Below are 24,588 nucleotides of genomic sequence, written 5' to 3'. Positions count from 1 at the left end.
ATGCGGGCAACCCTGCGCTTGACCTCACCTTGCAGCCACTATATATAGCGGTGCCGCGTCAGGCGCCAACCGCCTTTCACTTTTTAGAATTCAGGAATTTTCTGATCCATGGGCAAATCGCTGGTCATTGTGGAATCCCCGGCTAAGGCCAAGACCATCAACAAGTATCTGGGCAACCAATACGTGGTGAAGTCGAGTATCGGCCATATCCGAGACCTGCCCACCAGCGGTTCGGCTAGCGCCAGCAAGGAGCCTGCCGCCAAGCGCGGCAAGGCTGCTGCCGGTGAAGCGCCGGCGCTGTCGCCCAAGGACAAGGCGCGCAAGCAGCTGGTTTCGCGCATGGGGGTCGATCCGGAACACGGCTGGAAAGCCAAGTACGAGATCCTCCCGGGCAAGGAAAAGGTCATCGAAGAGCTGCGCCGGCTCGCCAAGGATGCCGACACCATCTATCTCGCGACGGACTTGGACCGCGAAGGGGAAGCCATTGCCTGGCACCTGCGCGAAGCCATCGGTGGGGATGACAGCCGCTACAAGCGCGTGGTGTTCAACGAAATTACCAAGAAGGCCATCCAGGAAGCCTTCTCCCAACCGGGCGAGTTGGATATCGATCGGGTCAACGCCCAGCAGGCGCGTCGCTTCCTCGACCGCGTGGTGGGCTACATGGTCTCGCCGCTGCTGTGGGCCAAGATCGCCCGCGGCCTGTCGGCCGGGCGAGTGCAGTCGGTCGCCGTGAAGCTGGTGGTGGAGCGCGAACGCGAGATCCGGGCGTTCATCCCTGAAGAGTACTGGGAAGTTCACGCCGACCTCGGCACCGCCAAGGGCGCGACCGTGCGTTTCGACGTGGCCCGCGAGAAGGGCGAGGCCTTCAAGCCGCTCAACGAAGCCCAGGCCATGGCGGCACTGGAGAAGCTCAAGGCTTCCAGCTACAGCATCGTCAAGCGCGAAGACAAACCGACCAGCAGCAAGCCGTCGGCGCCGTTCATCACCTCCACGCTGCAACAGGCCGCAAGCAACCGCCTGGGCTTTGGCGTGAAAAAAACCATGATGATGGCCCAGCGTCTGTACGAAGCCGGCTACATCACCTATATGCGTACCGACTCGACCAACCTGTCGGCCGATGCCGTGGCGATGGCGCGCACTTATATAGAAAGCGAGTTCGGCAAGAAGTACCTGCCGGACACACCGAACGTCTACAGCAGCAAGGAAGGTGCGCAGGAGGCTCACGAAGCGATTCGTCCGTCCGATGCCAACACCGAGCCAAGCAAGCTGTCGGGCATGGAGCGCGATGCCGAGCGTCTCTACGAGCTGATCTGGCGCCAGTTCCTGGCTTGCCAGATGCTGCCGGCGCAATACCTGTCGACCACGGTCAGCGTCGGTGCCGGTGACTTCGAGTTGCGTGCCAAGGGCCGCATCCTGAAGTTCGACGGCTACACCCGCGTCATGCCGCAAATCACCAAGCCTGGGGATGACGACGTCCTGCCCGACATGGCCCAGGGCGACGTGATGAAGCTGATCAAGCTCGATCCGACCCAGCATTTCACCAAGCCGCCGGCCCGTTACTCCGAAGCCAGCCTGGTCAAGGAAATGGAAAAGCGCGGCATCGGTCGTCCTTCGACCTACGCCGCCATCATTTCCACCATCCAGGACCGCGGTTATGTAGCGCTGCACAACCGTCGTTTCTATTCGGAAAAGATGGGTGACATCGTCACCGAGCGTTTGTCCGAGAGCTTCTCGAACCTGATGGACTACGGCTTCACCGCCGGCATGGAAGAGAACCTCGACGATGTGGCCCAGGGCGAGCGGGACTGGAAAAACGTTCTCGACGAGTTCTACGGCGACTTCAAGAAAAAACTTGAAGTGGCGGAGAGTCCGGACAACGGCATGCGGGCCAACCAGCCGGTCATGACCGACATCCCGTGCCTGACCTGCGGCCGTCCGATGCAAATCCGTACCGCTTCGACCGGTGTCTTCCTCGGTTGCTCGGGCTACAGCCTGCCGCCCAAGGAGCGCTGCAAGGCGACGGTCAACCTGGTGCCGGGCGACGAAATCGCCGCGGACGACGAGGGCGAATCGGAATCCCTGGTGCTGCGTGGCAAGCATCGCTGCCCGATCTGCAGCACGGCGATGGATGCCTACCTGCTGGATGAGAAGCGCAAGCTGCACATCTGCGGCAACAATCCGGACTGTGCCGGCTACGAGATTGAAGAGGGCACTTATCGCATCAAGGGCTACGAAGGCCCGAGCCTGGAATGCGACAAGTGTGGCAGCGAGATGCAGCTCAAGACCGGCCGTTTCGGCAAGTTCTTCGGCTGCACCAACCCGACCTGCAAGAACACCCGCAAACTGCTCAAGAGCGGTGACGCGGCGCCGCCGAAGATGGATCCGGTGAAAATGCCGGAGCTCAAGTGCGAGAAGGTCAACGACACCTATATCTTGCGTGACGGCGCTTCCGGCCTGTTCCTGGCAGCCAGCCAGTTCCCGAAAAACCGTGAGACCCGTGCGCCATTGGTGATGGAGATCGTGCCGCACAAGGACGAAATCGATCCGAAGTACCATTTCCTCTGTGAGGCACCGCAGAAGGATCCGGACGGGCGCCCTGCGGTCATTCGCTACAGCCGCAAGACCAAGGAGCAGTACGTGCAGACCGAAGTCGACGGCAAGCCGACCGGCTGGAAGGCGTACTACGATGGCGGTAAATGGACCGTTGAAGACAAGCGCTGATCGCCAGGGCTTGTCTGGAGGGCGGGGTTGAGGCTCTTGTGGCGAGGGAGCTTGCTCCCGCTGGTGGCGTAGCCGCCCTCTACAATCGCTAAATCCGCATGGATCTAACAGAAAGGCCGCATGACAACCCACAGGTTTTCATGCGGCCTTTTTGTTTTTGGCTTGCAGTGGCCTCGGTTGATCCACGACACTGTCGCACTTGCGTGAAGCTTTCATTTCGTTGGGGAGATGCCGCCATGGCCCACGAACTCTATACCCGCACCAATCAGAAAATCTATTTCGCCGGCCTGTCGCTCGAAGCACTCACCAGGGCCGAGGACGGGCGTGCGATGAACTCCCCGGCACTGCTCCAGGCAGGACGTGAGTCCGCGCTGTTTCATCTGTACGGTGCGTTGTTGGGGTTGTGCCATGAAATCGCCGGTTTCTATCGCCTGCCACAAGCGAATGCCCCGCGGGCCGAGCTGCTGTTGACCCGCGAAGCGCTGGAAACCATCGCGATTCCGGAGCTGGCCGAAATGGTCGAGCTGGCGCATAACCCGGAAACCTGGCTTGCGAAGCTATTGGCGGCCCATGCGGCGCTATTCGAGCCGCCCCGGGCCCCGCGCAAGCCCAAGGGGGACGTGACCCAACCGTTGATCGTGGCGGTCAATCTGGATGAGCAAGACCCAGAGCAGGCGTTGAGCCGGGAGGAACTGGAGAGCTGGCGCCAGAACCTCAAGAGCCTGGCGATACGCTTTCGTGAAGGGTTGAACGAGTGCTGAGTTTCCACTCGGCCCGTTACGTTCGTTGATAACGCTTGGTCAAGATCCCGAGCGGAGCCTGGCCGATGACTATATAATCCTCGCCTTTGGTGGAGAACAGACTTTTATGCCTACGTCCTTTCTAGAAATTGTCGAACTTCCTGATGGCCGCATCGAGCTGCGCAGGGCCGAGGACGAAGGTTCTCTGGTGACCTTGAACTTCTCCGAAGATGCCAAGGTATTCCTCCAGGGCCAACACGTCGAAGTCGCCAAGGCGATGCTGAGCGTGGGCGTCCAGATGGCAGGTCGCCTGGTTGAAGGCGAATTCAACAAGGAAGAGGGGCCGCGGGTTCTTCACTGATCCCGTCTGTCGGCTTTTTTGAATCGTGTGGCTGGTCGGCTTCTCTACTTTGGAGAAGCCCCGCGTTTGTCTTAGCCCAATCGAATATTCAAGCTTTGTGCGTCCCCGGTGCGGGCGGCGCTGATCAACTGTTGCCGTGCGGCGGTGGTCAATGGGTTGAGCCAGCTGACCACGGTGTGGCTACGGCCCAGGCGCAAGGCCTCGCAAGTCAACTGTTGGGCGCTTTGGGTGCCTCGTGGTTGCAGCAACAGGATGCGCTCACGGTTCAGGCCGGCGTCCCGCAGCCAGGCTTGGGTAACGCTGGCCGGTGGAGCGATCAGCGTCAACCAGCGAGCATCCTGGTCCTGGCTGAGTTCTCGCAGAATCGGCGCCAGCAGGTTCAGGCAGTTTCCGGCCGCACCACGTAACGACAGTTCGCTGAAGGCCTCGGGTTCGACGCCCCAGGGCGATTCGATGACCTCTTTCAGGACTGGAACCAGCGGTTGGGCCATGAATGCCTCGAACAGCGGAAGTTGTGTGTGTTGTGGTGCGTGAGGGAACTGCATAAAGCCTCCTTTAGCGGCGAATGACGCCGACACTCAAGCCTTCGATGACCAGGTCCTGATCTTTCAGGTTCACTTCGATGGGGGCGAACTCCGGGTTCTCGGCAATGAGCCAGACCTTGCTGCCGTCGCGCTTGAAGCGTTTGACGGTCACCTCATCGCCGATTCGCGCCACCACGATCTGGCCATTGCGGGCTTCGCGGGTGGTGTGGACGGCCAGGAGGTCACCGTCGAAGATGCCGATGTCCTTCATGCTCATGCCGTGTACACGAAGCAGGTAGTCGGCCCGGGGATGAAAGAACGAAGGGTTGATGTTGCAGGATTCCTCGACGTGCTGCTGGGCAAGGATCGGCGCGCCCGCCGCGACCCGGCCGATGATCGGCAGGGTGGTTTCGTCGGCCTTGGCTTCGAAGCCGGGGATACGAATGCCACGGGATGCGCCCGGGGTCATTTCGATCGCGCCCTTGCGCGCCAGAGCCTTGAGGTGCTCTTCAGCCGCGTTGGGCGACTTGAAACCCAGTTCCTGGGCGATTTCCGCACGGGTCGGCGGGTAGCCGTTGTCTTCGAGGCAGCGTTTGATGAAGGCCAGAATCTCTGCTTGGCGTGGCGTCAGCTTTAGCATATTGATCGCTCTGTCTTTTTATACAGTGACTGGGATTATATACAGTGAACGCCGCTTGGCAATCCTCCTTTTTCCACCGGCCGCTGGACGGTCGGTCGGGTTGTTGGATGGGGCAGGGCTACCGCCTGTGAAAAGGTGTGGTTAAATACGTGACCGGGCGTTCGCAAAACGCCCCGGCAGGCTTGACAACCTCTAGGCTGAAACGTATGTTTCAAACAAGTGTTTGTCAGGCGGAGTAACCATGGCCCAGTCGGAAACCGTTGAACGCATTCTCGATGCTGCCGAGCAGTTGTTCGCGGAAAAAGGTTTCGCCGAAACCTCATTGCGTCTGATCACCAGCAAGGCCGGCGTCAACCTGGCGGCGGTGAATTATCACTTCGGCTCGAAAAAGGCCTTGATCCAAGCAGTCTTCTCGCGCTTCCTCGGGCCTTTCTGCCTCAGCCTCGATCGTGAACTGGAGCGGCGCCAGGCCAAGCCTGACGTCAAGCCTACCCTGGAAGAGCTGCTGGAAATCCTGGTCGAGCAAGCCCTTGTCGTGCAACCGCGCAGCGGTAACGACCTGTCCATTTTCATGCGCCTGCTGGGCCTGGCCTTCAGCCAGAGCCAGGGCCACCTGCGGCGTTACCTGGAAGACATGTACGGCAAGGTGTTTCGTCGCTACATGCTGTTGGTCAACGAGGCTGCACCGCGCATCCCGCCCATCGAATTGTTCTGGCGAGTGCACTTCATGCTCGGCGCCGCCGCGTTCAGCATGTCCGGGATCAAGGCGCTGCGGGCCATCGCTGAAACCGATTTTGGCGTGAACACGTCGATCGAGCAGGTGATGCGCCTGATGGTGCCGTTCCTGGCGGCTGGCATGCGTGCCGAAAGCGGCGTCACCGATGAGGCCATGGCGGCCGCGCAACTGCGTCCACGCAGCAAGTCGACGCCGGCGCTGGCCAAGGCTTGAGTGCGCGGGTGGGCGCGACTGCCCACATCCGCTAAGCTAGCCGCCCATGCCGACTCTCGTTTCGAACCCGTTCCATTCTTTAGTGCCTGACCACGACTTGCCGGGCCTTGCGCCTGGCAGTTTGCTCATGCCTGCGTCACCTCGCGGGTTCATCGTTATTAAGGAAATGCTATGACTGCTGGCCTGCAAGGCTCGTTGATGGTGGACGTCGCCGGTACCTGGCTGACGGCCGAAGATCGCCACCTGTTACGCCAGCCAGAGGTGGGCGGCCTGATCATTTTTGCCCGCAATATCGAGCATCCGCGGCAAGTGCGCGAGCTGAGCGCGTCGATCCGCGCCATTCGTCCCGACCTTCTATTGGCCGTGGACCAGGAAGGTGGCCGCGTTCAACGGCTGCGCCAGGGGTTTGTGCGGTTGCCGGCGATGCGGGCGATAGCCGACAACCCAAACGCCGAATACCTGGCCGAGCAGTGCGGCTGGATCATGGCCACCGAAGTGTTGGCGGTCGGTCTCGACTTGAGTTTTGCCCCGGTGCTGGATCTCGACTACCAGCGCAGCGCCGTCGTCGGCAGTCGTTCCTTCGAAGGCGACCCCGAGCGCGCGGCGTTGCTGGCCGGTGCCTTCATCCGTGGCATGAGCGCCGCCGGCATGGCCGCCACCGGCAAGCACTTCCCGGGGCATGGTTGGGCCGAGGCCGATTCCCATGTGGCGATTCCGACCGATGAGCGCAGCCTCGAACAGATTCGGGCCAACGACCTGGTACCGTTTGCCAGGTTGAGCAAGCAACTGGCCGCCGTGATGCCGGCCCATGTCATCTATCCGCAGGTTGACGCCAATCCAGCCGGGTTTTCCCGCCGCTGGTTGCAGGACATCCTGCGCGGCGATTTGCAGTTCGATGGCGTGATTTTCAGCGACGATTTGTCGATGGCCGGTGCCCATGTGGTCGGTGATGCCGCCAGTCGTATCGAGGCGGCGTTGACGGCGGGTTGCGACATGGGGCTGGTGTGCAATGATCGCGCCGCCGCGGAGTTGGCCTTGAGCGCTGCCCAACGCCTGAAGGTCAAGCCTTCGGCGCGGATCGCCCGTATGCGCGGCCAGGCCTATGCTTCCACGGAATACCGCCAGGACCCTCGTTGGCTGGCGGCGCTCGGCGCGCTGAGGGCTGCCCAGCTGATTGATTAGCGCTGAGCAATGTGGGAAGGCATACAGTCAACATCTACGCCCGCTGAACCACCGCTATCGCGAGCAAGCTAGGCTCCCACAAGAATTGAGGGGGTCAGCGCTTTTCCAGCTTGTCCGGCAGAGGGGCGAACAGCGCCTCGATATCGTCGCTCTGCAATTTCCAATCTCCGGCCACGCGTCCGTCCAGCACGCCGGCCGCGAGGTCGGACTTTTCCTTTTGCAGCAGCTGGATCTTCTCTTCCACCGTACCTCGGGCAATCAGCTTGTAGACGAACACCGGCTTTTCCTGGCCGATGCGGTAGGCACGGTCGGTCGCCTGGTTTTCGGTGGCCGGGTTCCACCATGGGTCGTAGTGAATCACCGTGTCGGCCTCGGTCAGGTTCAGGCCTACGCCACCGGCCTTCAGGCTGATCAGAAAGATCTGACGCTTGCCACTCTGGAACTCCTTGACGGGCGTACGACGGTCCCGGGTCTGGCCCGTCAGGATGGCGTAATCGACACCGCGTTTCTTCAACTCATCTTCAATCAGCGCCAACATGGACGTGAACTGGGAAAACAGCAGCACCCGACGGCCTTCTTCAAACAGCTCGTCGAGCATTTCCATCAGACTGTCGAGCTTGCCCGAGGTGCTGCCTCGGGCGGGCAGGGTGGCGTCGTTGATCAGGCGCAGGTCGCAACACACCTGGCGCAGCTTGAGCAGTGCCTCGAGAATGATGATCTGGCTGCGGGCCACGCCTTTGCGCGTGATCTCGTCGCGGACCTTCTTGTCCATCGCCAGGCGCATGGTTTCGTAGACGTCCCGCTGGGCATCGCTGAGTTCGACCCAATGGATGATCTCGGTCTTGGGCGGCAGCTCGGTCGCCACTTGTTCCTTGGTCCGCCGCAGCAGGAAGGGTTTTATCCGACCGTTGAGGTGCTGCAGTCGTACATCGCTGCCGCGCTTTTCGATCGGTACGCGGTAATCGCGGTTGAAACTCTTGACATCCCCGAGCCAGCCCGGCAGCAGGAAGTGAAACAACGACCACAGTTCGCCTAGGTGGTTTTCCAGGGGCGTACCGGACAGGCACAGCCGCTGGCGGGCGTTCAGCTCGCGGGCGGCCTGGGCGGCTTTGCTGGTGGGGTTCTTGATGTACTGGGCTTCATCGAGGATCAGCACGTGCAATGGCTGCGCGGCCAGGCGTTCGACATCCTTGGGTAGCAGGGCATAGGTGGTGAGGACCAGGTCGTAATCGGCCAGTCGTTCGAAATGCTTTTTGCGCCCGGCGCCATACAGGGCCAGTACCTTGAGTTGCGGTGTGAAGTGAGCGGCCTCGTCGAGCCAGTTGGGAATCAGGCTGGTGGGCATCACCACCATGCACGGGCGATCGAGACGCCCAGCGTTTTTTTCACTGAGAATATGCGCCAGGGTCTGTAGGGTTTTACCCAGGCCCATGTCGTCCGCGAGGATGCCGCCGACTTCCAGCTGTCGCAGTGATTGCATCCAGCTCAAGCCTTCGAGTTGATAAGGCCGTAGCGTCGCATTCAGGCCTTCAGGCGCGCTGGCGGTGTAATCCTTGATATCCCGCAGGCGTTGGGCCAGGCCGCGAATGTGTTCGCCACCTTCCCAGGTCAGGGGCATGTCTTGCAGCGGGTTCAGGCGCAAGGCGTCCGCGCTGTTGAGGCGCAGTTTGGTGGTGCCGGGTTCTTGCAGGTAGAACTCGCCCAGGGTCGCCAGCACCGGTTTCAGCCGGCCATAGGGCAGGGCCACCTGCTGCGGGCCGAACTCAGAGTTCGGGCGGTTGGGCAGGTTGACCAGAATCAGTTCATCGTCCCGGCGCCTGGCCAGGCGTTCCGGGTTGAACAACTCGATGTGCGAGCGCATCAGGTTCAACAGGATTGGCAGCAGGCTCAGGCGCTCGCCGTTGACGATGATCCCCAGTTCCAGGTCGAACCAATCCCGTTCCGGTGTTTCCTCGACCGTGGCGTACCACTCGTCCACGGCCGTCAGGTCGAAGCCGAAGTCCTCGTCGATCTGCAATTCCCAGCCCTGGGTGCGCAGTTTCGGCAGGTCGTTGAGGGTGAACGTCAGCCAGGCGCTGTCGTTGACCATTTCGTACAGTTCGCCAGCGCTTTCCGGCAGGGCCTTGCTTTGTCGGGTCGCAACCTTGAAGCCGAGGATTCGCAGCTGTTCGCGGTAGGACTGTTCCACATCGGTGTGGCGTTTTATCCGCAGCGTCTGGGTTTCCTGGCGAATCAGCACATCGGTGTTGCGCTGGCCGCTGACGTACTCGTCCAGATAACTGAAGGACAAGGCGGCGCGGTGCTGGATGTAGCGTTGCATCTTGCCGTTGCGTGGCTCGAAGGCGCTGAACTCGATACTGGCCAGCCACAGGCGCGGCACCGGTTGTACGTTGTCCACCAGCACTTGCGGTGGGGCCTTGGGGGGGCGGTTGTCCAGCACGGCCTGGAGTTTTTCCAGCAGTTGCGCGTCTTTTTCGGCGGCCGGGTAGGCCAGGGTTTCCTGGACTTGCAGCAGCACCGCCGCGCAATGCTTGCAGTTGATGCGCACCGGGCAGGAGCACGCGGCTTCGAGCAGAATCAACGCGCCCTTGGCTGACTCTTTAAGGCGAATGGTCTGACGGTAGACGTTACCGCCAGAGCCTTCGCAACTGGCGGTGATGGTGCTGTCGCCGGCCTCGACGATCCTGACGCGGTTTTCCAGCGCGTAACGGCGTCCGCGCTCCAGGCTCTGTTCCTTGAATCGATTGACCCAGGAAGGTGCCAGGGGTTTGCTCAGGGGCGAGGGCATAGGCGCGCCAATCAGTCCGGAATGACTTCAGGTGCCTGCCGTGGCGCGGGCGCGGTCAGCGAGGTGATCTTGATCAGCAGGCCGAGGTGACCGTTATCGAGGAAATTCAGTTGGCCATTCTTGGTATGGCTCTGCTGTTTGAGGCGCTCGCTGGCGGTGACCAGGCCATTGGCGTCGATCTGGTTGATCCAGAAATCGGCATCCACGTCGGTGAAACGGCCCAGTTTCAGTTCCAGGGTGCCCTCGATGGGGAATTGGCCGAACTGTTCGGCACCGTCGCTGATGGCGACTTTGCGGCCCTGTTCACCGAGCGTCTGCTGCCAGGCCTTGTGCATCAGTACCGTGTATTGGCCGCTGGCGGTGAGTTTCTCGACGATGTTGCCCAGGGCCGGCGTGCGCTGGCTTTCCGCACCCAGGCGTTGCGCGCCGGCGTCCCAGTCTTCCGGTGCGGCGCGGCTGACAATCGCCGGCTCGGCGTTCTGGCGGACCAGAATCATTTCAACCTGATACAGGTCATCGGCAAACGCCAGGGGAGCGACCAGGGTCAACAACAAGGTCAGTGAGCGAAACAGGCGCATGGGGCGTCCTTCAAGCAGTGGTCGGAGTGAGGCGCTCGAACAGCGCCTCTACGGTATTGAAACGCTCTTCCGCGCGTTCCATGGGCACCATGAATTTGAACATCGTGGCCCCTTCGAATTTGTAGCGTTTGGGCTGGCCTTGGATCAACTTGATCAGCACCAGCGGGTCGACCGGAGTCTGGGCTTCGAACTCGATCCGGCCGCCGTTGGGGCCGCCATCGACTTTCTTGATGCCCAGTTGCTCGGCCTTGAGCTTGAGCAGCGTGGTGCGCACCAAGTTCTTGGTCGGTTCCGGCAGCAGGCCGAAGCGGTCGATCATCTCCACCTGCAGGTCCTTGAGGCCTTCCTCGTCGCTGGCCGAGGCAATGCGTTTGTAGAGAATCAGTCGCGCGTGGACGTCCGGCAGGTAGTCTTCCGGGATCAACGCCGGCACGCGCAGATTGATTTCCGGTCCGCCGCCCAGGGGTTGATCGAGGTTCGGCTGTTCGCCCTTGCGGATCGACTTGACCGCGCGTTCGAGCATTTCCATGTACAGGGTGAAGCCGACGGCCTGGATCTGGCCGCTCTGGCCGTCGCCGAGCAATTCGCCGGCGCCACGGATTTCCAGGTCGTTGGTGGCCAGCACGAAGCCGGCGCCGAGGTCCTGGGTGTTGGCGATGGCTTCCAGGCGCTTTTCCGCATCCGGGGTGATTTGCTGGCGCGGTGGCGTCAACAGGTAGGCATAGGCCTGGTGGTGGCTACGACCGACCCGGCCGCGCAACTGGTGCAGTTGGGCCAGGCCGAATTTGTCGGCGCGCTCGATGATGATGGTGTTGGCGCTCGGTACGTCGATGCCGGTCTCGATGATGGTCGAGGCGATCAGCACGTTGAAGCGTTTGTGGTAGAAGTCGCTCATCACCTGTTCGAGTTCACGTTCGCGCATCTGCCCGTGGCCGATGCCGATGCGCGCTTCCGGCACCAGTTCGGCCAGGTCGGCGGCGCATTTCTCGATGGTCTTCACGTCGTTGTGCAGGTAATAGACCTGGCCACCACGCAGCAGCTCGCGCAGCAAGGCTTCCTTGACCGTGCTTTTGTTCTGCTCCATGACAAAGGTGCGCACCGACAGGCGCCGGGCCGGCGGCGTGGCGATGATCGACAGGTCGCGCATGCCCGACACCGCCATGTTCAGCGTGCGGGGGATCGGCGTGGCGGTCAGGGTCAGGATGTCGACTTCGCTGCGCAGGGCCTTGAGCTGTTCTTTCTGGCGCACGCCAAAACGGTGTTCTTCGTCGATGATCACCAGCCCCAGGTTCTTGATCTTCACGTCGTCCTGCAGCAGCTTGTGCGTGCCGATGACGATGTCGATCTTGCCCTCGGCCAGTTCGGCCACGGCGGCGTTCACTTCCTTGGTGGATTTGAAGCGGCTCATCACTTCCACGGTCACCGGCCAGTCGGCGAAGCGGTCGCGGAAACTGTTGTAGTGCTGCTGGGCGAGCAGGGTGGTGGGGACCAGGATCGCCACCTGCTTGCCACCGTGCACGGCAATGAACGCGGCGCGCATCGCCACTTCGGTCTTGCCGAAGCCCACGTCGCCGCACACCAGTCGGTCCATGGGCTTGGGCGCGAGCATGTCGGCGCGCACGGCTTCGATGGTGGTCTGCTGGTCGACGGTTTCTTCGAACGGGAAACCGGCGCTGAAGGTTTCGTAGTCGGCTTTCGGATCGGCGAAGGCGTAGCCCTCGCGGGCGGCGCGACGGGCGTAAATGTCCAGCAGTTCGGCGGCCACGTCGCGCACCTGTTCGGCCGCCTTGCGCTTGGCTTTCTGCCACGTTTCCGAGCCCAGGCGATGCAGTGGGGCGAGGGCGTCGTCGCTGCCGGTGTAGCGGGCGATCAGGTGCAGGTTCGCCACCGGCACGTAGAGCTTGGCGCCCTCGGCGTATTCCAGGGTCAGGAACTCGGCTGCCTGGTTGTCGATTTCCAGTGTCGCCAGGCCCAGGTAGCGGCCCACGCCGTGGTCGATGTGCACCACCGGCGCGCCTTCGCGCAGCTCGGTGAGGTTCTTGATGACGGCGTCGTTGGCGGCGTCGGCGCGTTTCTCGCGACGGCGGCGCTGCATGACGCGCTGGCCGAACAAAGGACTTTCCGCCACCAGTGCCAGGGCCGGGTCATCCAGGACCAGGCCGTCGTTCAACGGCGCGATGGTGATCGCCAGGCGATCCTTGCCGGCGATGAAGTCCGGCCAACTGTCCACTGTCTTCGGCCGCAGCTTCAGGCGTTCGAGCAGTTCCAACAGCACTTCGCGACGCCCCGCGGATTCGGCGGTGAACAGGACGCGACCGGGGAATGCGTCGAGGAAGCTCGCCAGTGCCGCCAATGGCTGCGTGGCCTTGGCTTCGATGGCCAGGTCCGGCAACGCCTTGGCCGGGAAGCGTTCACGGCCGACGCCGGTTTCCACGTCCTGCTGGCTTGCCACCACCCGCGGCCAGCTCTTGAGGCGGGCAAAGCAGTCTTCCACCGGCAGGAACAGTTCGGCCGGCGGTAATAAAGGCCGGGAAGGGTCGACGCGACGCTCTTCGTAGCGGTTGCGCACGTCGTTCCAGAAGTTTTCCGCTGCCTGCTCGATGCCCGGCAGGGAAAACACCTGGGTGTCCTGGGGCAGGTAATCGAACAGGGTGGAGGTTTCTTCGAAAAACAGCGGCAGGTAATACTCGATACCGGCGGGGGTGATCCCGCTGCTCAGGTCCTGGAAGATCGGGCAGCGGCGGAAATCCACATCGAAGCGCTCGCGAAAGCGCGCCTTGAAACGGGTCACGGCGTCTTTCTGCAGCGGGAACTCCTTGGCCGGCAACAGGCGGATCGACTGCACTTTGTCGATGGAGCGCTGGTTTTCCGGGTCGAAGGTGCGCAGGGTCTCGATTTCGTCATCGAACAGGTCGATGCGATAGGGCAGTTTGCTGCCCATCGGGAACAGGTCGATCAAGGCGCCACGCACCGCGAACTCGCCGTGCTCGTACACCGTGTCGACGCAACGATAGCCACTGGCCTCGAGGCGAGTGCGCATTTGCTCGACGTCGAGCTTCTGGCCGATGTCCAGCACCAGGCTGCTGCCGAGCAGGAATTGGGTCGGGGCCAGGCGATGTAGGGCCGTGGTGATCGGCACTACCAAAACGCCATGACTGAGCTCCGGCAGCCGATAAAGGCTGGCGATTCGCTGGGAAATGATGTCCTGGTGCGGTGAAAACAGATCGTAGGGCAGGGTTTCCCAGTCCGGGAAATGCAAGACCGGCAAATCCGGAGCGAAAAAACTCAGCTCCTGTTCCAACCGTTCGGCGCTTTGGCTGTCGGCGGTCAGTAGCAGGGTAAAACGCTTTGCAGCGCTGGCAGCCTCGGCGATGGCCAGGCTCAGGGCGGCACCGGGCAGATTGCCCCAGTGCTGTTTACCTGCCGCGGCAGGGAGAAGCGGAAGACGCAGAACGGGCACGGAAGATTGAGCTCCAGCATTGCGACAAAGTCGACAATTGTAGCGGGGGAAGGGGGCTGCTGTCAGTCGCAGACTACCCAGGCCGGCAGGAAAACCACGGCGCGACGGGCGCGCATTGCTCCGCCGAGGACTCGGCGGCATAATGTAGCCCCTTTTTTCAGCCCCTACATGTGGAAGGTTACCGTGACTCAGAAGCCCGACCAGTGTCTTGGTGAATGGATTGATCGTGAAGCGCTCGCCGAAGCGATGATCCCTCTCATCGGTCAGCTCTACCGCAATAACAACGTGGTGAGCTCGATCTATGGCCGCAGCCTGATCAACCAGTCTGTCATCGCGATCCTCAAAGCCCACCGCTTTGCTCGCCACCGTTCTTCCGACGACAGCGAACTCTCCGTCCACGAAACATTCCCACTGCTCAAGGCCATGAGCGAGCTCAAGCTCGGCGCGGCGTCGGTGGACCTGGGCAAGTTGGCGTTCAAGTTCCGCAACGAAGGCAATGGCCGTAGCGCCGAGCAGTTCGTTCGTGAAGAGATGGCTGATGTGGTTGGCCAGCAGAACGTTTCGGCTCGCAAAGGCACTGACGTGGTCCTGTACGGCTTCGGTCGTATCGGCCGTCTGCTGGCGCGCATCCTGATTGAAAAGACCGGTGGTGGCGACGGCCTGCGCCTGCGGGCCATCGTGGTGCGCAAGGGCGCCGAGAACGACCTGACCAAGCGTGCCAGCCTGCTGCGCCGTGACTCGGTCCATGGTTCGTTCAACGGCACTATCACCATCGACGAAGAAAACAACACCATCACCGCCAACGGCAACCTGATCCAGGTGATCTACGCGAAGAACCCGACCGAGGTTGACTACACCCAGTACGGTATCAAGGATGCGCTGCTGGTGGACAACACCGGTGTATGGCGTGACGCCGAAGGCCTGGGCCAGCACCTGGCTTGCCCGGGTGTCGACCGCGTTGTCCTGACCGCGCCAGGCAAGGGCAAGCTGAAGAACATCGTTCACGGCATCAACCACGGCGACATCACCGCTGACGACAAGATCGTTTCCGCCGCCTCTTGCACTACCAACGCCATCGTGCCGGTGCTCAAGGCCGTGAACGACAAGTTCGGCATCGTCAACGGTCACGTCGAAACGGTTCACTCGTACACCAACGACCAGAACCTGATCGACAACTTCCACAAGGGCGATCGCCGTGGCCGCAGTGCCGCGCTGAACATGGTCATCACCGAGACCGGTGCCGCCACCGCCGCCGCCAAGGCCCTGCCTGAACTGGCCGGCAAGCTGACCGGCAATGCGATCCGCGTGCCGACGCCGAACGTGTCGATGGCGATTCTCAACCTGAACCTTGAGAAAGCCGCCACCCGTGAAGAGATGAACGAGTACCTGCGCTACATGGCGCTGCACTCCGATCTGCACAAGCAGATCGACTTCGTCAATTCCCAGGAAGTGGTCTCCACCGACTTCGTGGGCTCGCGCCACGCCGGTGTCGTGGATGCCGAGGCCACCATCAGCCAAGACAACCGCGTTGTCCTGTACGTCTGGTACGACAATGAGTTCGGTTACAGCTGCCAGGTGGTTCGCGTGATGGAAGACATGGCCGGGGTAAACCCGCCAGCGTTCCCGCGCTAAGCCTTAGCCGCTTGTGAAAACGCCCCGACTTGTCGGGGCGTTTTTGTATCTGGAGGTTTTGTGTTGAGTGTCCCGGCCTCTTCGCGAGCAAGCCCGCTCCCACAGTTGACCGAGTTGTTGCCGATGTATGCGTTCCAATGTGGGAGCGGGCTTGCTCGCGAAGGAATCTATCAGGCGCCGCTCGCCATCGAAGCTTGCGCGGTCCGCAATTCATGCCGATTGCCCTTGAACAACACCAGGGTCGCAATCAAGCCCAGCACCGCCGCCCCACTGAGCCATATCCCCGGTGCAGCCTTGTTGTCGAGCACATGGATCAGGTAGGTACAGGCTGCCGGAGTAAATCCGCCGAACGTTGCCGTCGCCAGGCTGTAGGCCAGGGAGAAACCGGTGGTGCGCACTTCAACCGGCATGATTTCCGTCAAGGCCACCACCATCGCACCGTTGTAGGATCCGTACAGGAACGACAACCACAGCTCGACGATCAGCAAATGGCTGAAGCTGGGGTTGGCTACCAGCCAGGACAGCGCCGGATAGGCAGTCAGGATCGCCAGGATCGTCGCACCGAGCAGCAGGGGTTTGCGTCCGATCTTGTCGGAAAACGCCCCCATCACAGGCAGCCAGAAGAAATTCGACAAGCCGATGCACACGGTGACCAGCAGCGCATCCAGGTCCGACAGGTTCAACTCGGCCTTGCCAAAGGTCGGTGTGTAGGCGGTGATCAGGTAGAACGACACGGTGGTCATCACCACCAGCGCCATGCCGGCCAAGACAATTCCAAAGTTCTGACCGATGGAGCGGACAATTTCCGACAGGGTGGGGCGGTGTTTTCTTGCTTGGAATTCAGGTGTTTCTTCCAGCGAACGACGAATCATGAAGATGGCCGGGACAATCATGCACCCCACCAGGAACGGTACGCGCCAGCCCCAATCGCCCATCTCCTGGGGGCTCAGCCAGTGATTGAGGCCAACCCCCAGCAGGCCGGCAAACACCACGGCCGCCTGTTGGCTGGCGGATTGCCAACTGACAAAGAACCCCTTGCGCCCCGGCGTGGAGATTTCCGCCAGGTAGACCGACACACCGCCCAGCTCCACGCCCGCGGAGAAGCCTTGCAGCAATCGGCCCAGCAGCACCAGCAAGGGGGCCGTCACGCCGAGGACGGCGTAGCCTGGCACGCAGGCGATCAGTATGGTGCCCATGGCCATCATCGCCAGGGTGATGATCAAGCCTTTGCGGCGGCCGTGGCGGTCGATGTAGGCACCAAGGAAAATCGCCCCCAGGGGACGCATCAGGAACCCGGCACCGAACGTGGCCAGGGACAGCATCAGCGAGGCGAATGCACTGTCGGCGGGGAAGAACGTCTTGGCGATGGCCGTGGCGTAGAAGCCGTAGACCATGAAGTCGAACATCTCCAGGAAGTTGCCGCTGACAACGCGAAAAATCGCCTTGCCGTTGCTTGTGGTGGAAGGCATGGGTAGGTACTCACTATGACAAATCTTGTATGAAAGCGCTGCACCCTGTGGGAGCGAGCTTGCTCGCGATAGCGGTGGATCAACCAGCATCGATGTGGCTGACGCACCGCCATCGCGAGCAAGCTCGCTCCCACAGGTTCGCGCATGCACGCGCTGAAGCTCATAATGGCCGGCGCGGTTTTGAGGGGAGATGAAGATTTGTTAACTGGACGGTGGGGAAAGCTTGTGGTGCTGGCCGGCGTGTTGTCCGGTTGTGGCGGCGGCGACACCCTGGAACGTTTCGATGGCCCGACCATGGGCAGCCATTATTCCATTCAGTACGTCAGGCATTCGGCCGGGCCCGCGCTGAAAACGGTGCAGGTCGAGGTGGAAAACATCCTTGCCGAAGTGGATCGGCAATTCTCGACCTATCGCAGTGACTCGGACATTGAGCGTTTCAATGCATTACCGGCCAATAGCTGCCAGGTCATGCCGGGGCCGGTCCTCGAATTGATTCGGGTCGGTGAACAGTTATCCATTCAAAGCGACGGCTCGTTCGATTTGACAGTGGAGCCGCTGCTGAACCTGTGGGGCTTCGGTCCCCAATCCCGAGAAGAGAAAGTGCCGACCACGCAAGCCTTGGCCCAGGTGCGACAGCGCGTCGGGCATGGTCATTTGCGCATCGACGGCGACCGGTTGTGCAAGGACGCTGCGGTGGAAGTCGACTTCAACAGCATCGCCGCCGGTTATGCCGTCGACCGGATCGCCGCCAGGCTCCAGGCCCTGGGCATCGACAGTTACCTGGCCGAAGCCACCGGGGAGCTCAAGGCGGTTGGGCGCAAACCCGATGGTTCGGCCTGGCGCATCGCCCTGGAAGAGCCCCGGGATGACCGGCAAGTGGCGGAGCGTGTCATCGAGGTCAACGGCTACGGCGTTTCCACCTCGGGTGACTACCGTCATTATTTCGAACAGGGCGGTCAGCGTTATTCCCACACCTTTGATGCACGTACTGGTGCGCCGGTCCTACATAACCTGGCGTCAGTCACGGTGATTCATCCTTCGGCGCTGATGGCCGATGGACTATCGACGCTGTTGCTGATTCTCGGCCCTGAACGGGGTTGGGACTATGCCCAGAAACAGGGCGTCGGGGTATTTTTCGTATTGCGGGACAATGACCGTTTCGTCGTTCGCACCAATGAAGCATTTGAACGGATGACGGGCGGAAAACCTCAATGATGACAGCGCCCTGAAAGGTCACCTGTGGCGAAATAGCGCAGGCAAAACTAGCCTACGACGCGACCAAGGGGTAATGTGCGCGGCGTTGACGCTTCTATAGACTGTGGCCGGGCTCGTGAACCGGCCCAAAATTGTTCCTTCATGCCGCAGGCCGGCATGATTTAGCCGTCGATGCCTAGTGAGGCGTCGCGGCCTGTTCTGAGGAGTACGCATGGCTGTCTACAACTACGACGTGGTGGTACTGGGTTCCGGCCCGGCGGGGGAAGGCGCGGCAATGAACGCGGCCAAGGCAGGGCGCAAGGTGGCGATGGTCGACAGCCGTCGGCAGGTCGGCGGCAACTGCACCCACTTGGGTACCATCCCGTCCAAGGCCTTGCGTCACTCGGTCCGGCAGATCATGCAGTTCAACACCAACCCGATGTTCCGGGCCATCGGCGAGCCGCGCTGGTTCTCCTTCCCGGACGTGCTCAAGAGCGCCGAGAAGGTGATCTCCAAGCAAGTGGCCTCGCGCACCGGCTACTACGCCCGCAACCGTGTGGACGTATTCTTCGGCACGGGCAGCTTTGCCGACGAGCAGACTGTGGAAGTGGTCTGCGGCAATGGCGTGGTCGAGAAGCTGGTGGCCAAGCACATCATCATCGCCACCGGTTCGCGCCCCTATCGCCCGGCCGACATCGATTTCAACCATGCGCGGATCTACGATAGCGACACCATCCTGAGCCTGGGTCACACCCCGCGTAAGCTCATCGTCTACGGTGCCGGCGTGATCGGTTGCGAATACGCCTCGATCTTCAGCGGCCTGGGTGTGCTGGTGGAACTGGTGGATAACCGCGGCCAGTTGTTGAGCTTCCTGGACTCGGAAATCTCCCAGGCCCTGAGCTATCACTTCAGCAACAACAACATCACCGTGCGCCACAATGAAGACTACGACCGGGTCGAAGGCGTCGACAATGGCGTGATCCTGCACCTCAAGTCCGGCAAGAAGATCAAGGCCGACGCCTTGCTCTGGTGCAACGGCCGTACCGGCAACACCGACACCCTGGGCCTGGAAAACATCGGCGTGAAGGTCAACAGCCGCGGCCAGATCGAAGTCGACGAGAACTACCGCACCTGCGTGCCGAACATCTATGGTGCCGGTGACGTGATCGGCTGGCCGAGCCTGGCCAGTGCCGCCCACGACCAGGGCCGCTCGGCCGCCGGCAGCATTGTCGACAACGGCAGCTGGCGCTTCGTCAACGACGTGCCGACCGGCATCTACACCATTCCGGAAATCAGCTCGATCGGCAAGAACGAGCAGGAACTGACCCAGGCCAAGGTGCCGTACGAAGTGGGCAAGGCGTTCTTCAAGAGCATGGCGCGCGCGCAGATCGCCGGCGAGCCGCAAGGCATGCTGAAGATCCTGTTCCATCGCGAGACCCTGGAAGTGCTGGGTGTGCACTGCTTCGGCTACCAGGCGTCGGAGATCGTGCACATCGGCCAGGCGATCATGAACCAGCCGGGCGAGCTGAACACGCTGAAGTACTTCGTCAACACCACGTTCAACTACCCGACCATGGCCGAAGCCTATCGGGTAGCGGCCTATGACGGGCTCAACCGGCTTTTTTGAGCGGCTCCGGCCGGTGGCCTGAGCCGGCCGGGGAGACCGATTTCAGCCCTTCCCGAGGGTGGCAGTGGCCAAACCGGGAAAGTCTGTAATCAGGCTGTCAGCGCCAAAGTCGGCGAGCCTGCGCATCAGCGCGGGCTCGTTGACGGTCCACACCGACACATGCAGCCCCTGGCGCTGCGCCTTGATCAGGCGTTCCGGCGTGCATAGGGTCCAGTTCAGCGCCAGAATCTCGCAGCCGTAGCTCTGGGCGACCTTCAACGGGTCGAGCCAGGCGTATTCGGCCACCAGTCCGCGGGAGATATCCGGGGTCAGGTCCAGGGCCGCCTTGAGCACTTCCCGGGAACTGGACGTGATGGTGATCTTGTCCAGCAGCCCGAAACGCTGGGCCATTTCGCGGATGCCCAGCACCGTGGCCGCAGCGCGGGTGCGCGAAGCACTCTTGACCTCCAGTTGCCAGTGCTCGAAATCACACTTCTCGAACAGCTCCTCCAGGCGTGGGATCGGGCACGGCTTGATCCAGCCCGGGCCACCCTTGCGCGCATCGTAGGTCGCCAGCTCGGCGGCGGAATGTTCCACCACCTTTCCGCGGCGGTCCGTGGTGCGCTTGAGGGTCGGGTCGTGGATGACCATCAACTCGCCGTCCATCGAAAGATGCAGGTCCAGTTCGCAACGGCGTACGCCGTGCTTGAGGCACTCCTGAAAACCGGTCAGGGTGTTTTCCGGCGCTTCGCCCTTGGCGCCGCGGTGGCCATAAATGAGGGTCACGGTTCTTCCTTATTGATACCTGATTCGGTCAGTTCCCGGGCCAGGCGCCGTTCTTGCGCCTGTTTCTGCAGGATGTAGCGGGCCAGCAACTGGCGCTGGGCGTCGGTGGGGCGTTCGAACTCGGTGCCCACGTCGTAGCCGTCGCTCTTGGGGTCACAGTGGGTGACCCGCGCTCGCAGCAGCAAGCCGAGGGCCTGGGGCATCAGCACCAGCTTGATCGACAAGTGGGCGCCGACGGCGATTGGGGTGGGGTATTGGAAGTCGACGCCACCTTCGGAAATGATCACCGGCTGCGGTTCGCCGATTTCGCCGAGCACCGTCAGGGCAATGACCTGGCTGAGCAGGTCGATGCGTTTGTTCATCGCCTTGAGGTACGCCGCGACGCTGCGTTCGCGCTCGCTGATCTGGCGCAGCAGGTGCTGTGACTCGAATTCGCTCAGGTGCAGTTCACTGAGCAGATTGAACAGTGGAGAAGCATCCTGCAACACTTCCTGGCCAGCAGCTTCAGGAATGGAGAGGGGCCGAATTTCCAGTGCGATCGTGTCCTCGATACGGTAGTATTCGCGGCGATCTTCTTCATCTAATGTCGACATGGCGAACCCATGGTAGCGGCGGTGGTCTGAGTGTAAAGCTGGTTTGTGACCCCCGCCACAAGGACGTTCCTTTTCCCTCCGAACAAGCCCCGACATGTTCAGACCTCTCTTCGTATTTATCGGCACGCGTTATACCCGTGCAAAGCGTCGCAATCATTTCGTATCGTTCATTTCCCTGACGTCCATCATCGGACTGGCCCTTGGCGTGGTCGTGATGATCGTCGTGCTCTCGGTGATGAATGGTTTCGACCATGAGATGCGCACCCGCGTGCTGGGCATGGTGCCCCACGCGACCCTGGAAACCGGCGAAGCCATCAGCGATTGGCCGAGCCTGGCCGCCAAGGTCAAGCAGAACCCGCAGGTGCTGGCCGCGGCGCCATTCATCCAGATGCAGGGGTTGCTGACCAACGACGGCAAGGTGTCCAAGGTGTTGCTCAATGGCATCGACCCCGGGCTCGAGCGGCAGGTGTCGATCATCGATAACTTCATGCAGCAGGGCAAACTCGACGACCTGGCGCCCGGCAGCTTCGGTATCGTCATCGGCGACAAGGCCGCGGCCAAGCTCGGCGTGGCCATCGGCGACAAGCTGACCTTCGTCGCCCCGGAGGTCACCGTGACCCCGGGCGGCATGTTCCCGCGCATGAAACGCTTTACCGTGGTCGGCATCTTCCATGTCGGCGCCGGCGAGCTGGACGGTTACCTGGGGGTCACCAACCTCCAGGACCTGGCCCGTCTGCATCGCTGGAAACCGGATCAGGTCCAGGGCCTGCGGTTGAAGTTCGATGACTTGTTCCAGGCCCCGCGTGTGGCCTGGACCATCGCCCAGCAGCTTGGCGAAGACCGCTACTACGCCCGGGACTGGACTCGCACCCACGGCAACCTGTACCAGGCGATCCGTATGGAAAAAGCCATGATCGGCCTGTTGCTGTTGTTGATTGTCGCCGTGGCGGCGTTCAACATCATTTCCACGCTGGTGATGGTGGTGAACGACAAGAAGGGCGACATCGCGATTTTGCGCACCCTCGGTGCCACGCCAGGGCAGATCATGCGGATCTTCATGGTCCAGGGCACGGTCATCGGCGTGATTGGTACGTTCGTGGGAGCCCTGGTGGGAATGTTCGCGGCACTGAATGTCAGCGCCGCGATCGCCGCCCTCGAAGGCCTGATCGGGCACAAGTTTCTCAACGCCGACGTGTACTTCATCGACTACCTGCCATCGCAGTTGCAGTCCGATGACGTGTTGATGGTCTGCGGCGCCGCGTTGGTCCTGAGTTTCCTCGCCACCCTGTATCCTGCCTGGCGTGCCGCGCGCACCCAGCCTGCGGAGGCGTTACGTTATGAGTGAGTCGGGCATGAGTGAAAAAGCAATCTTGAGCTGCCGCAACCTGGGCAAATCCTACGAGGAAGGCCCGGAGTCGGTGGTGGTGTTGTCGGGCCTGCAACTGGAGCTGCACCCGGGCGAGCGCGTGGCGATTGTCGGCACCTCCGGGTCCGGCAAAAGTACCTTGCTCAACCTGCTGGGCGGCCTGGATACGCCAACCGCCGGCAGCGTCTGGCTGGCCGGCGAAGAACTGTCGGCGCTGAACGAGAAGGCCCGTGGCCTGCTGCGCAACCGTTCCCTGGGTTTCGTCTACCAGTTCCACCATTTGCTGCCCGAGTTCACCGCGCTGGAAAACGTCTGCATGCCGCTGTTGATCGGCCGCACGGCGATTCCCGAGGCCCGTCAGCGCGCCACGGCGTTGCTGGAGCGGGTTGGGCTGGGGCATCGCCTGGAACACAAGCCGGCCGAACTGTCCGGTGGCGAGCGCCAGCGTGTGGCGATTGCCCGGGCCCTGGTCAACAAGCCTGGTCTGGTGATGCTCGATGAGCCGACCGGCAACCTCGACTCCCACACCGCCCAAGGCATCCAGGACTTGATGCTGGAGCTCAGCACCTCGATGCGCACGGCGTTCCTGGTGGTGACCCACGACATGAACCTGGCTCGGCAGATGGACCGCGTCCTGCACTTGCAGGAAGGTTGCCTGACGCCCATCTGACCGACCGAAACCCGACACTTGGAAACAGTGTCGGGTCTTTTATTTTCATACGGTGCCCCGCGAATGTTCAGACCGTTATCGATCTTTATCGGCACGCGCTATACCCGCGCCAAGCGCCGCAATCGCTTTGTTTCGTTCATCTCCATGACCTCGATGATCGGCCTCGCCCTGGGTGTGCTGGCGATGATCGTGGTGCTGTCGGTGATGAACGGCTTCCAGCGCGAAATGAGCTCGCGCATCCTCGGCATGGTGCCCCACGCCACGATCGTCGGTGTGAACCCGATCGACGACTGGCAGCCGGTGGCCGCCGCGGCGCTGAAGAATCCTGAAGTGATCGCCGCCGTGCCGTTTACCGAGATGGAAGGCATGCTCAGTCATAAAGGTTCGATGCAGCCGATCCAGATCAGCGGCATCGATCCGGCCCAGGAAGGCAAGGTGTCCATTGTTGCCCAGCATATCGTCCAGGGGCGTCTCGATGCCTTGAAGCCGGGCGAATACGGTGTGGTCATCGGCGAGATCACGGCCCGGCGTTTCCGTTTGAATGTCGGTGACAAACTGACGTTGATCGTGCCGGAAGTCAGCACCGCGCCGGGGGGCATCACGCCGCGGATGCAGCGCTTGAACGTCGTGGGTGTGTTCAAGGTCGGCGCCGAACTGGACGGCTCCATGGCCCTGATCCACCTGGCCGACGCCGCGCAGATGCAGCATTGGCAGCCGAACCAGGTGCAGAGCGTGCGCCTGGCAGTGAAAGACTTGTACGCAGCGCCGAAGGTCTCCGGTGACATCGCCACCGGCCTTGGCGCGGACTACAAGGCTGACGACTGGACTCATACCCAGGGCAGCCTGTTCAGCGCCATGAAAATGGAAAAAACCATGATTGGCTTGCTGTTGCTGATGATCGTCGCGGTGGCGGCGTTCAACATCATCGCCACGCTGATCATGGTGGTGAACGACAAGGGCGCGGACATCGCGATCCTGAGGACCATCGGCGCCACGCCGCGGCAGATCATGGCGATCTTCATGGTCCAGGGCACGGTGATTGGTGTCGTCGGCACGCTCATCGGTGGCGTGCTGGGGGTGATCGCGGCGTTGAACGTCAGTGCGCTGGTGGGCTGGCTGGAACGGGTCAGCGGCCAGCACATCTTCAGTTCCGATGTGTATTTCGTCAGCAACCTGCCGTCGGAGCTGCAGCGTGGCGACGTCGTGCTGATCTGCTCCGCCGGGTTCATCCTGAGCTTCCTTGCCACCGTGTACCCGGCGTGGCGTGCGGCGAAGATCGAACCGGCGCAGGCGTTGCGGTATTCCTGATCACTCAGGGATGGCCGCGAG

General features: G+C 61.8%; 19 protein-coding genes. 11 read left to right on the top strand and 8 right to left on the bottom strand.

All coding sequences use genetic code 11. The features are described 5' to 3' along the window. Positions 1-108: 108 nt before the first annotated feature. The 3 genes from topA (at position 109) to BM317_RS01250 (ending at position 3,822) form a co-directional block, all read left to right on the top strand. On the top strand, positions 109-2,721 hold the full coding sequence (gene topA / locus BM317_RS01260) for a type I DNA topoisomerase (protein ID WP_092472797.1): 2,613 nt from the start codon (positions 109-111) through the stop codon (positions 2,719-2,721). 236 nt (positions 2,722-2,957) lie between these two features. Next, positions 2,958-3,482, top strand: a complete 525-nt coding sequence (locus BM317_RS01255; protein WP_092166610.1) for a DUF6586 family protein — start codon at positions 2,958-2,960, stop codon at positions 3,480-3,482. A gap of 106 nt (positions 3,483-3,588) precedes the next feature. Beyond that, on the top strand, positions 3,589-3,822 hold the full coding sequence (locus BM317_RS01250) for a hypothetical protein (protein ID WP_003183419.1): 234 nt from the start codon (positions 3,589-3,591) through the stop codon (positions 3,820-3,822). Positions 3,823-3,893: 71 nt separating this feature from the next. Here BM317_RS01250 and sulA read toward each other — a convergent pair whose 3' ends face one another. Beyond that, positions 3,894-4,367 (bottom strand): SOS-induced cell division inhibitor SulA, encoded by a 474-nt coding sequence (sulA, locus tag BM317_RS01245; RefSeq protein WP_092166607.1) that lies wholly within the window; start codon positions 4,365-4,367, stop codon positions 3,894-3,896. A gap of 10 nt (positions 4,368-4,377) precedes the next feature. Beyond that, complete coding sequence (lexA, locus tag BM317_RS01240) at positions 4,378-4,986, bottom strand: transcriptional repressor LexA (RefSeq protein WP_003199651.1); 609 nt, start codon at positions 4,984-4,986, stop codon at positions 4,378-4,380. A gap of 241 nt (positions 4,987-5,227) precedes the next feature. Between lexA and BM317_RS01235 the strand changes: the two genes are divergently transcribed. Both BM317_RS01235 and nagZ read left to right on the top strand, forming a co-directional pair. After that, a complete protein-coding gene (locus tag BM317_RS01235; RefSeq protein WP_013692622.1) occupies positions 5,228-5,935 on the top strand; it encodes a TetR/AcrR family transcriptional regulator in 708 nt (235 codons plus the stop codon). A 183-nt stretch (positions 5,936-6,118) separates the two neighbouring features. After that, on the top strand, positions 6,119-7,117 hold the full coding sequence (nagZ, locus tag BM317_RS01230) for a beta-N-acetylhexosaminidase (RefSeq protein ID WP_170842287.1): 999 nt from the start codon (positions 6,119-6,121) through the stop codon (positions 7,115-7,117). A 94-nt stretch (positions 7,118-7,211) separates the two neighbouring features. On the opposite strand, the gene BM317_RS01225 is transcribed toward nagZ, so the two are convergent. From BM317_RS01225 to mfd, 3 genes are read right to left on the bottom strand one after another with little or no spacing between them, the layout of a single operon-like run. Continuing rightward, a complete protein-coding gene (locus BM317_RS01225; RefSeq protein WP_092472795.1) occupies positions 7,212-9,905 on the bottom strand; it encodes a DEAD/DEAH box helicase in 2,694 nt (897 codons plus the stop codon). Positions 9,906-9,916: 11 nt separating this feature from the next. Further along, on the bottom strand, positions 9,917-10,483 hold the full coding sequence (locus BM317_RS01220; RefSeq protein WP_092166600.1) for a CsiV family protein: 567 nt from the start codon (positions 10,481-10,483) through the stop codon (positions 9,917-9,919). Between the two features lie 10 nt (positions 10,484-10,493). Next, a complete protein-coding gene (gene mfd, locus BM317_RS01215) occupies positions 10,494-13,943 on the bottom strand; it encodes a transcription-repair coupling factor (RefSeq protein ID WP_092472793.1) in 3,450 nt (1,149 codons plus the stop codon). 168 nt (positions 13,944-14,111) lie between these two features. Between mfd and BM317_RS01210 the strand changes: the two genes are divergently transcribed. Next, positions 14,112-15,575, top strand: coding sequence for a glyceraldehyde-3-phosphate dehydrogenase (locus BM317_RS01210; protein WP_060738403.1), 1,464 nt, complete (start codon positions 14,112-14,114; stop codon positions 15,573-15,575). Between the two features lie 170 nt (positions 15,576-15,745). Here the strand turns inward: BM317_RS01210 and BM317_RS01205 are convergent, their stop codons facing one another. After that, positions 15,746-17,044 carry an MFS transporter gene (locus BM317_RS01205; RefSeq protein WP_092166595.1) on the bottom strand — a complete coding sequence of 433 codons (1,299 nt, stop codon included), beginning with the start codon at positions 17,042-17,044 and terminating at the stop codon, positions 15,746-15,748. Positions 17,045-17,269: 225 nt separating this feature from the next. Here BM317_RS01205 and BM317_RS01200 point away from each other — a divergent pair, with 225 nt between their 5' ends. Then, entirely contained in the window at positions 17,270-18,259 is a 990-nt protein-coding gene (locus tag BM317_RS01200) for an FAD:protein FMN transferase (RefSeq protein ID WP_092166592.1), read from the top strand. Positions 18,260-18,470: 211 nt separating this feature from the next. Continuing rightward, entirely contained in the window at positions 18,471-19,865 is a 1,395-nt protein-coding gene (gene sthA / locus BM317_RS01195; protein WP_003183399.1) for a Si-specific NAD(P)(+) transhydrogenase, read from the top strand. 42 nt (positions 19,866-19,907) lie between these two features. On the opposite strand, the gene BM317_RS01190 is transcribed toward sthA, so the two are convergent. Together BM317_RS01190 and BM317_RS01185 are read right to left on the bottom strand one after the other, a co-directional pair. Further along, on the bottom strand, positions 19,908-20,630 hold the full coding sequence (locus BM317_RS01190) for a glycerophosphodiester phosphodiesterase (RefSeq protein WP_092166589.1): 723 nt from the start codon (positions 20,628-20,630) through the stop codon (positions 19,908-19,910). Further along, positions 20,627-21,223 carry a PilZ domain-containing protein gene (locus BM317_RS01185; RefSeq protein ID WP_092166587.1) on the bottom strand — a complete coding sequence of 199 codons (597 nt, stop codon included), beginning with the start codon at positions 21,221-21,223 and terminating at the stop codon, positions 20,627-20,629. The genes BM317_RS01190 and BM317_RS01185 overlap by 4 nt, the downstream gene beginning before the upstream one ends. A gap of 94 nt (positions 21,224-21,317) precedes the next feature. On the opposite strand from BM317_RS01185, the gene BM317_RS01180 reads away from it, so the two are divergent. From BM317_RS01180 to BM317_RS01170, 3 genes are all read left to right on the top strand, one after another. After that, a complete protein-coding gene (locus BM317_RS01180; protein ID WP_092472791.1) occupies positions 21,318-22,568 on the top strand; it encodes a lipoprotein-releasing ABC transporter permease subunit in 1,251 nt (416 codons plus the stop codon). Between the two features lie 7 nt (positions 22,569-22,575). Then, on the top strand, positions 22,576-23,259 hold the full coding sequence (gene lolD / locus BM317_RS01175) for a lipoprotein-releasing ABC transporter ATP-binding protein LolD (RefSeq protein ID WP_162843734.1): 684 nt from the start codon (positions 22,576-22,578) through the stop codon (positions 23,257-23,259). A gap of 63 nt (positions 23,260-23,322) precedes the next feature. After that, positions 23,323-24,567, top strand: a complete 1,245-nt coding sequence (locus tag BM317_RS01170; RefSeq protein WP_092166575.1) for a lipoprotein-releasing ABC transporter permease subunit — start codon at positions 23,323-23,325, stop codon at positions 24,565-24,567. The last annotated feature ends 21 nt before the right edge of the window (positions 24,568-24,588 follow it).

Source organism: Pseudomonas sp. NFACC24-1, from assembly GCF_900115235.1.
Classification (GTDB): Bacteria; Pseudomonadota; Gammaproteobacteria; order Pseudomonadales; family Pseudomonadaceae; genus Aquipseudomonas; species Aquipseudomonas fluorescens_AA.
Note: the sequence above shows the minus strand (reverse complement) of the source record. Positions and strands in the feature narration are given on the sequence as shown.

What these genes read in the sequence shown, in the direction of transcription:
- topA (WP_092472797.1), top strand. Translation starts at nt 109, where the DNA reads ATGGGCAAATCGCTGGTCATTGTGGAATCCCCGGCTAAGGCCAAGACC.
- BM317_RS01210 (WP_060738403.1), top strand. Translation starts at nt 14,112, where the DNA reads ATGTGGAAGGTTACCGTGACTCAGAAGCCCGACCAGTGTCTTGGTGAA.
- sulA (WP_092166607.1), bottom strand. Translation starts at nt 4,367, where the DNA reads ATGCAGTTCCCTCACGCACCACAACACACACAACTTCCGCTGTTCGAG.
- lolD (WP_162843734.1), top strand. Translation starts at nt 22,576, where the DNA reads ATGAGTGAAAAAGCAATCTTGAGCTGCCGCAACCTGGGCAAATCCTAC.
- BM317_RS01170 (WP_092166575.1), top strand. Translation starts at nt 23,323, where the DNA reads ATGTTCAGACCGTTATCGATCTTTATCGGCACGCGCTATACCCGCGCC.
- BM317_RS01235 (WP_013692622.1), top strand. Translation starts at nt 5,228, where the DNA reads ATGGCCCAGTCGGAAACCGTTGAACGCATTCTCGATGCTGCCGAGCAG.
- BM317_RS01220 (WP_092166600.1), bottom strand. Translation starts at nt 10,483, where the DNA reads ATGCGCCTGTTTCGCTCACTGACCTTGTTGTTGACCCTGGTCGCTCCC.
- BM317_RS01255 (WP_092166610.1), top strand. Translation starts at nt 2,958, where the DNA reads ATGGCCCACGAACTCTATACCCGCACCAATCAGAAAATCTATTTCGCC.
- BM317_RS01185 (WP_092166587.1), bottom strand. Translation starts at nt 21,223, where the DNA reads ATGTCGACATTAGATGAAGAAGATCGCCGCGAATACTACCGTATCGAG.
- BM317_RS01205 (WP_092166595.1), bottom strand. Translation starts at nt 17,044, where the DNA reads ATGCCTTCCACCACAAGCAACGGCAAGGCGATTTTTCGCGTTGTCAGC.
- BM317_RS01225 (WP_092472795.1), bottom strand. Translation starts at nt 9,905, where the DNA reads ATGCCCTCGCCCCTGAGCAAACCCCTGGCACCTTCCTGGGTCAATCGA.
- sthA (WP_003183399.1), top strand. Translation starts at nt 18,471, where the DNA reads ATGGCTGTCTACAACTACGACGTGGTGGTACTGGGTTCCGGCCCGGCG.
- lexA (WP_003199651.1), bottom strand. Translation starts at nt 4,986, where the DNA reads ATGCTAAAGCTGACGCCACGCCAAGCAGAGATTCTGGCCTTCATCAAA.
- BM317_RS01250 (WP_003183419.1), top strand. Translation starts at nt 3,589, where the DNA reads ATGCCTACGTCCTTTCTAGAAATTGTCGAACTTCCTGATGGCCGCATC.
- BM317_RS01180 (WP_092472791.1), top strand. Translation starts at nt 21,318, where the DNA reads ATGTTCAGACCTCTCTTCGTATTTATCGGCACGCGTTATACCCGTGCA.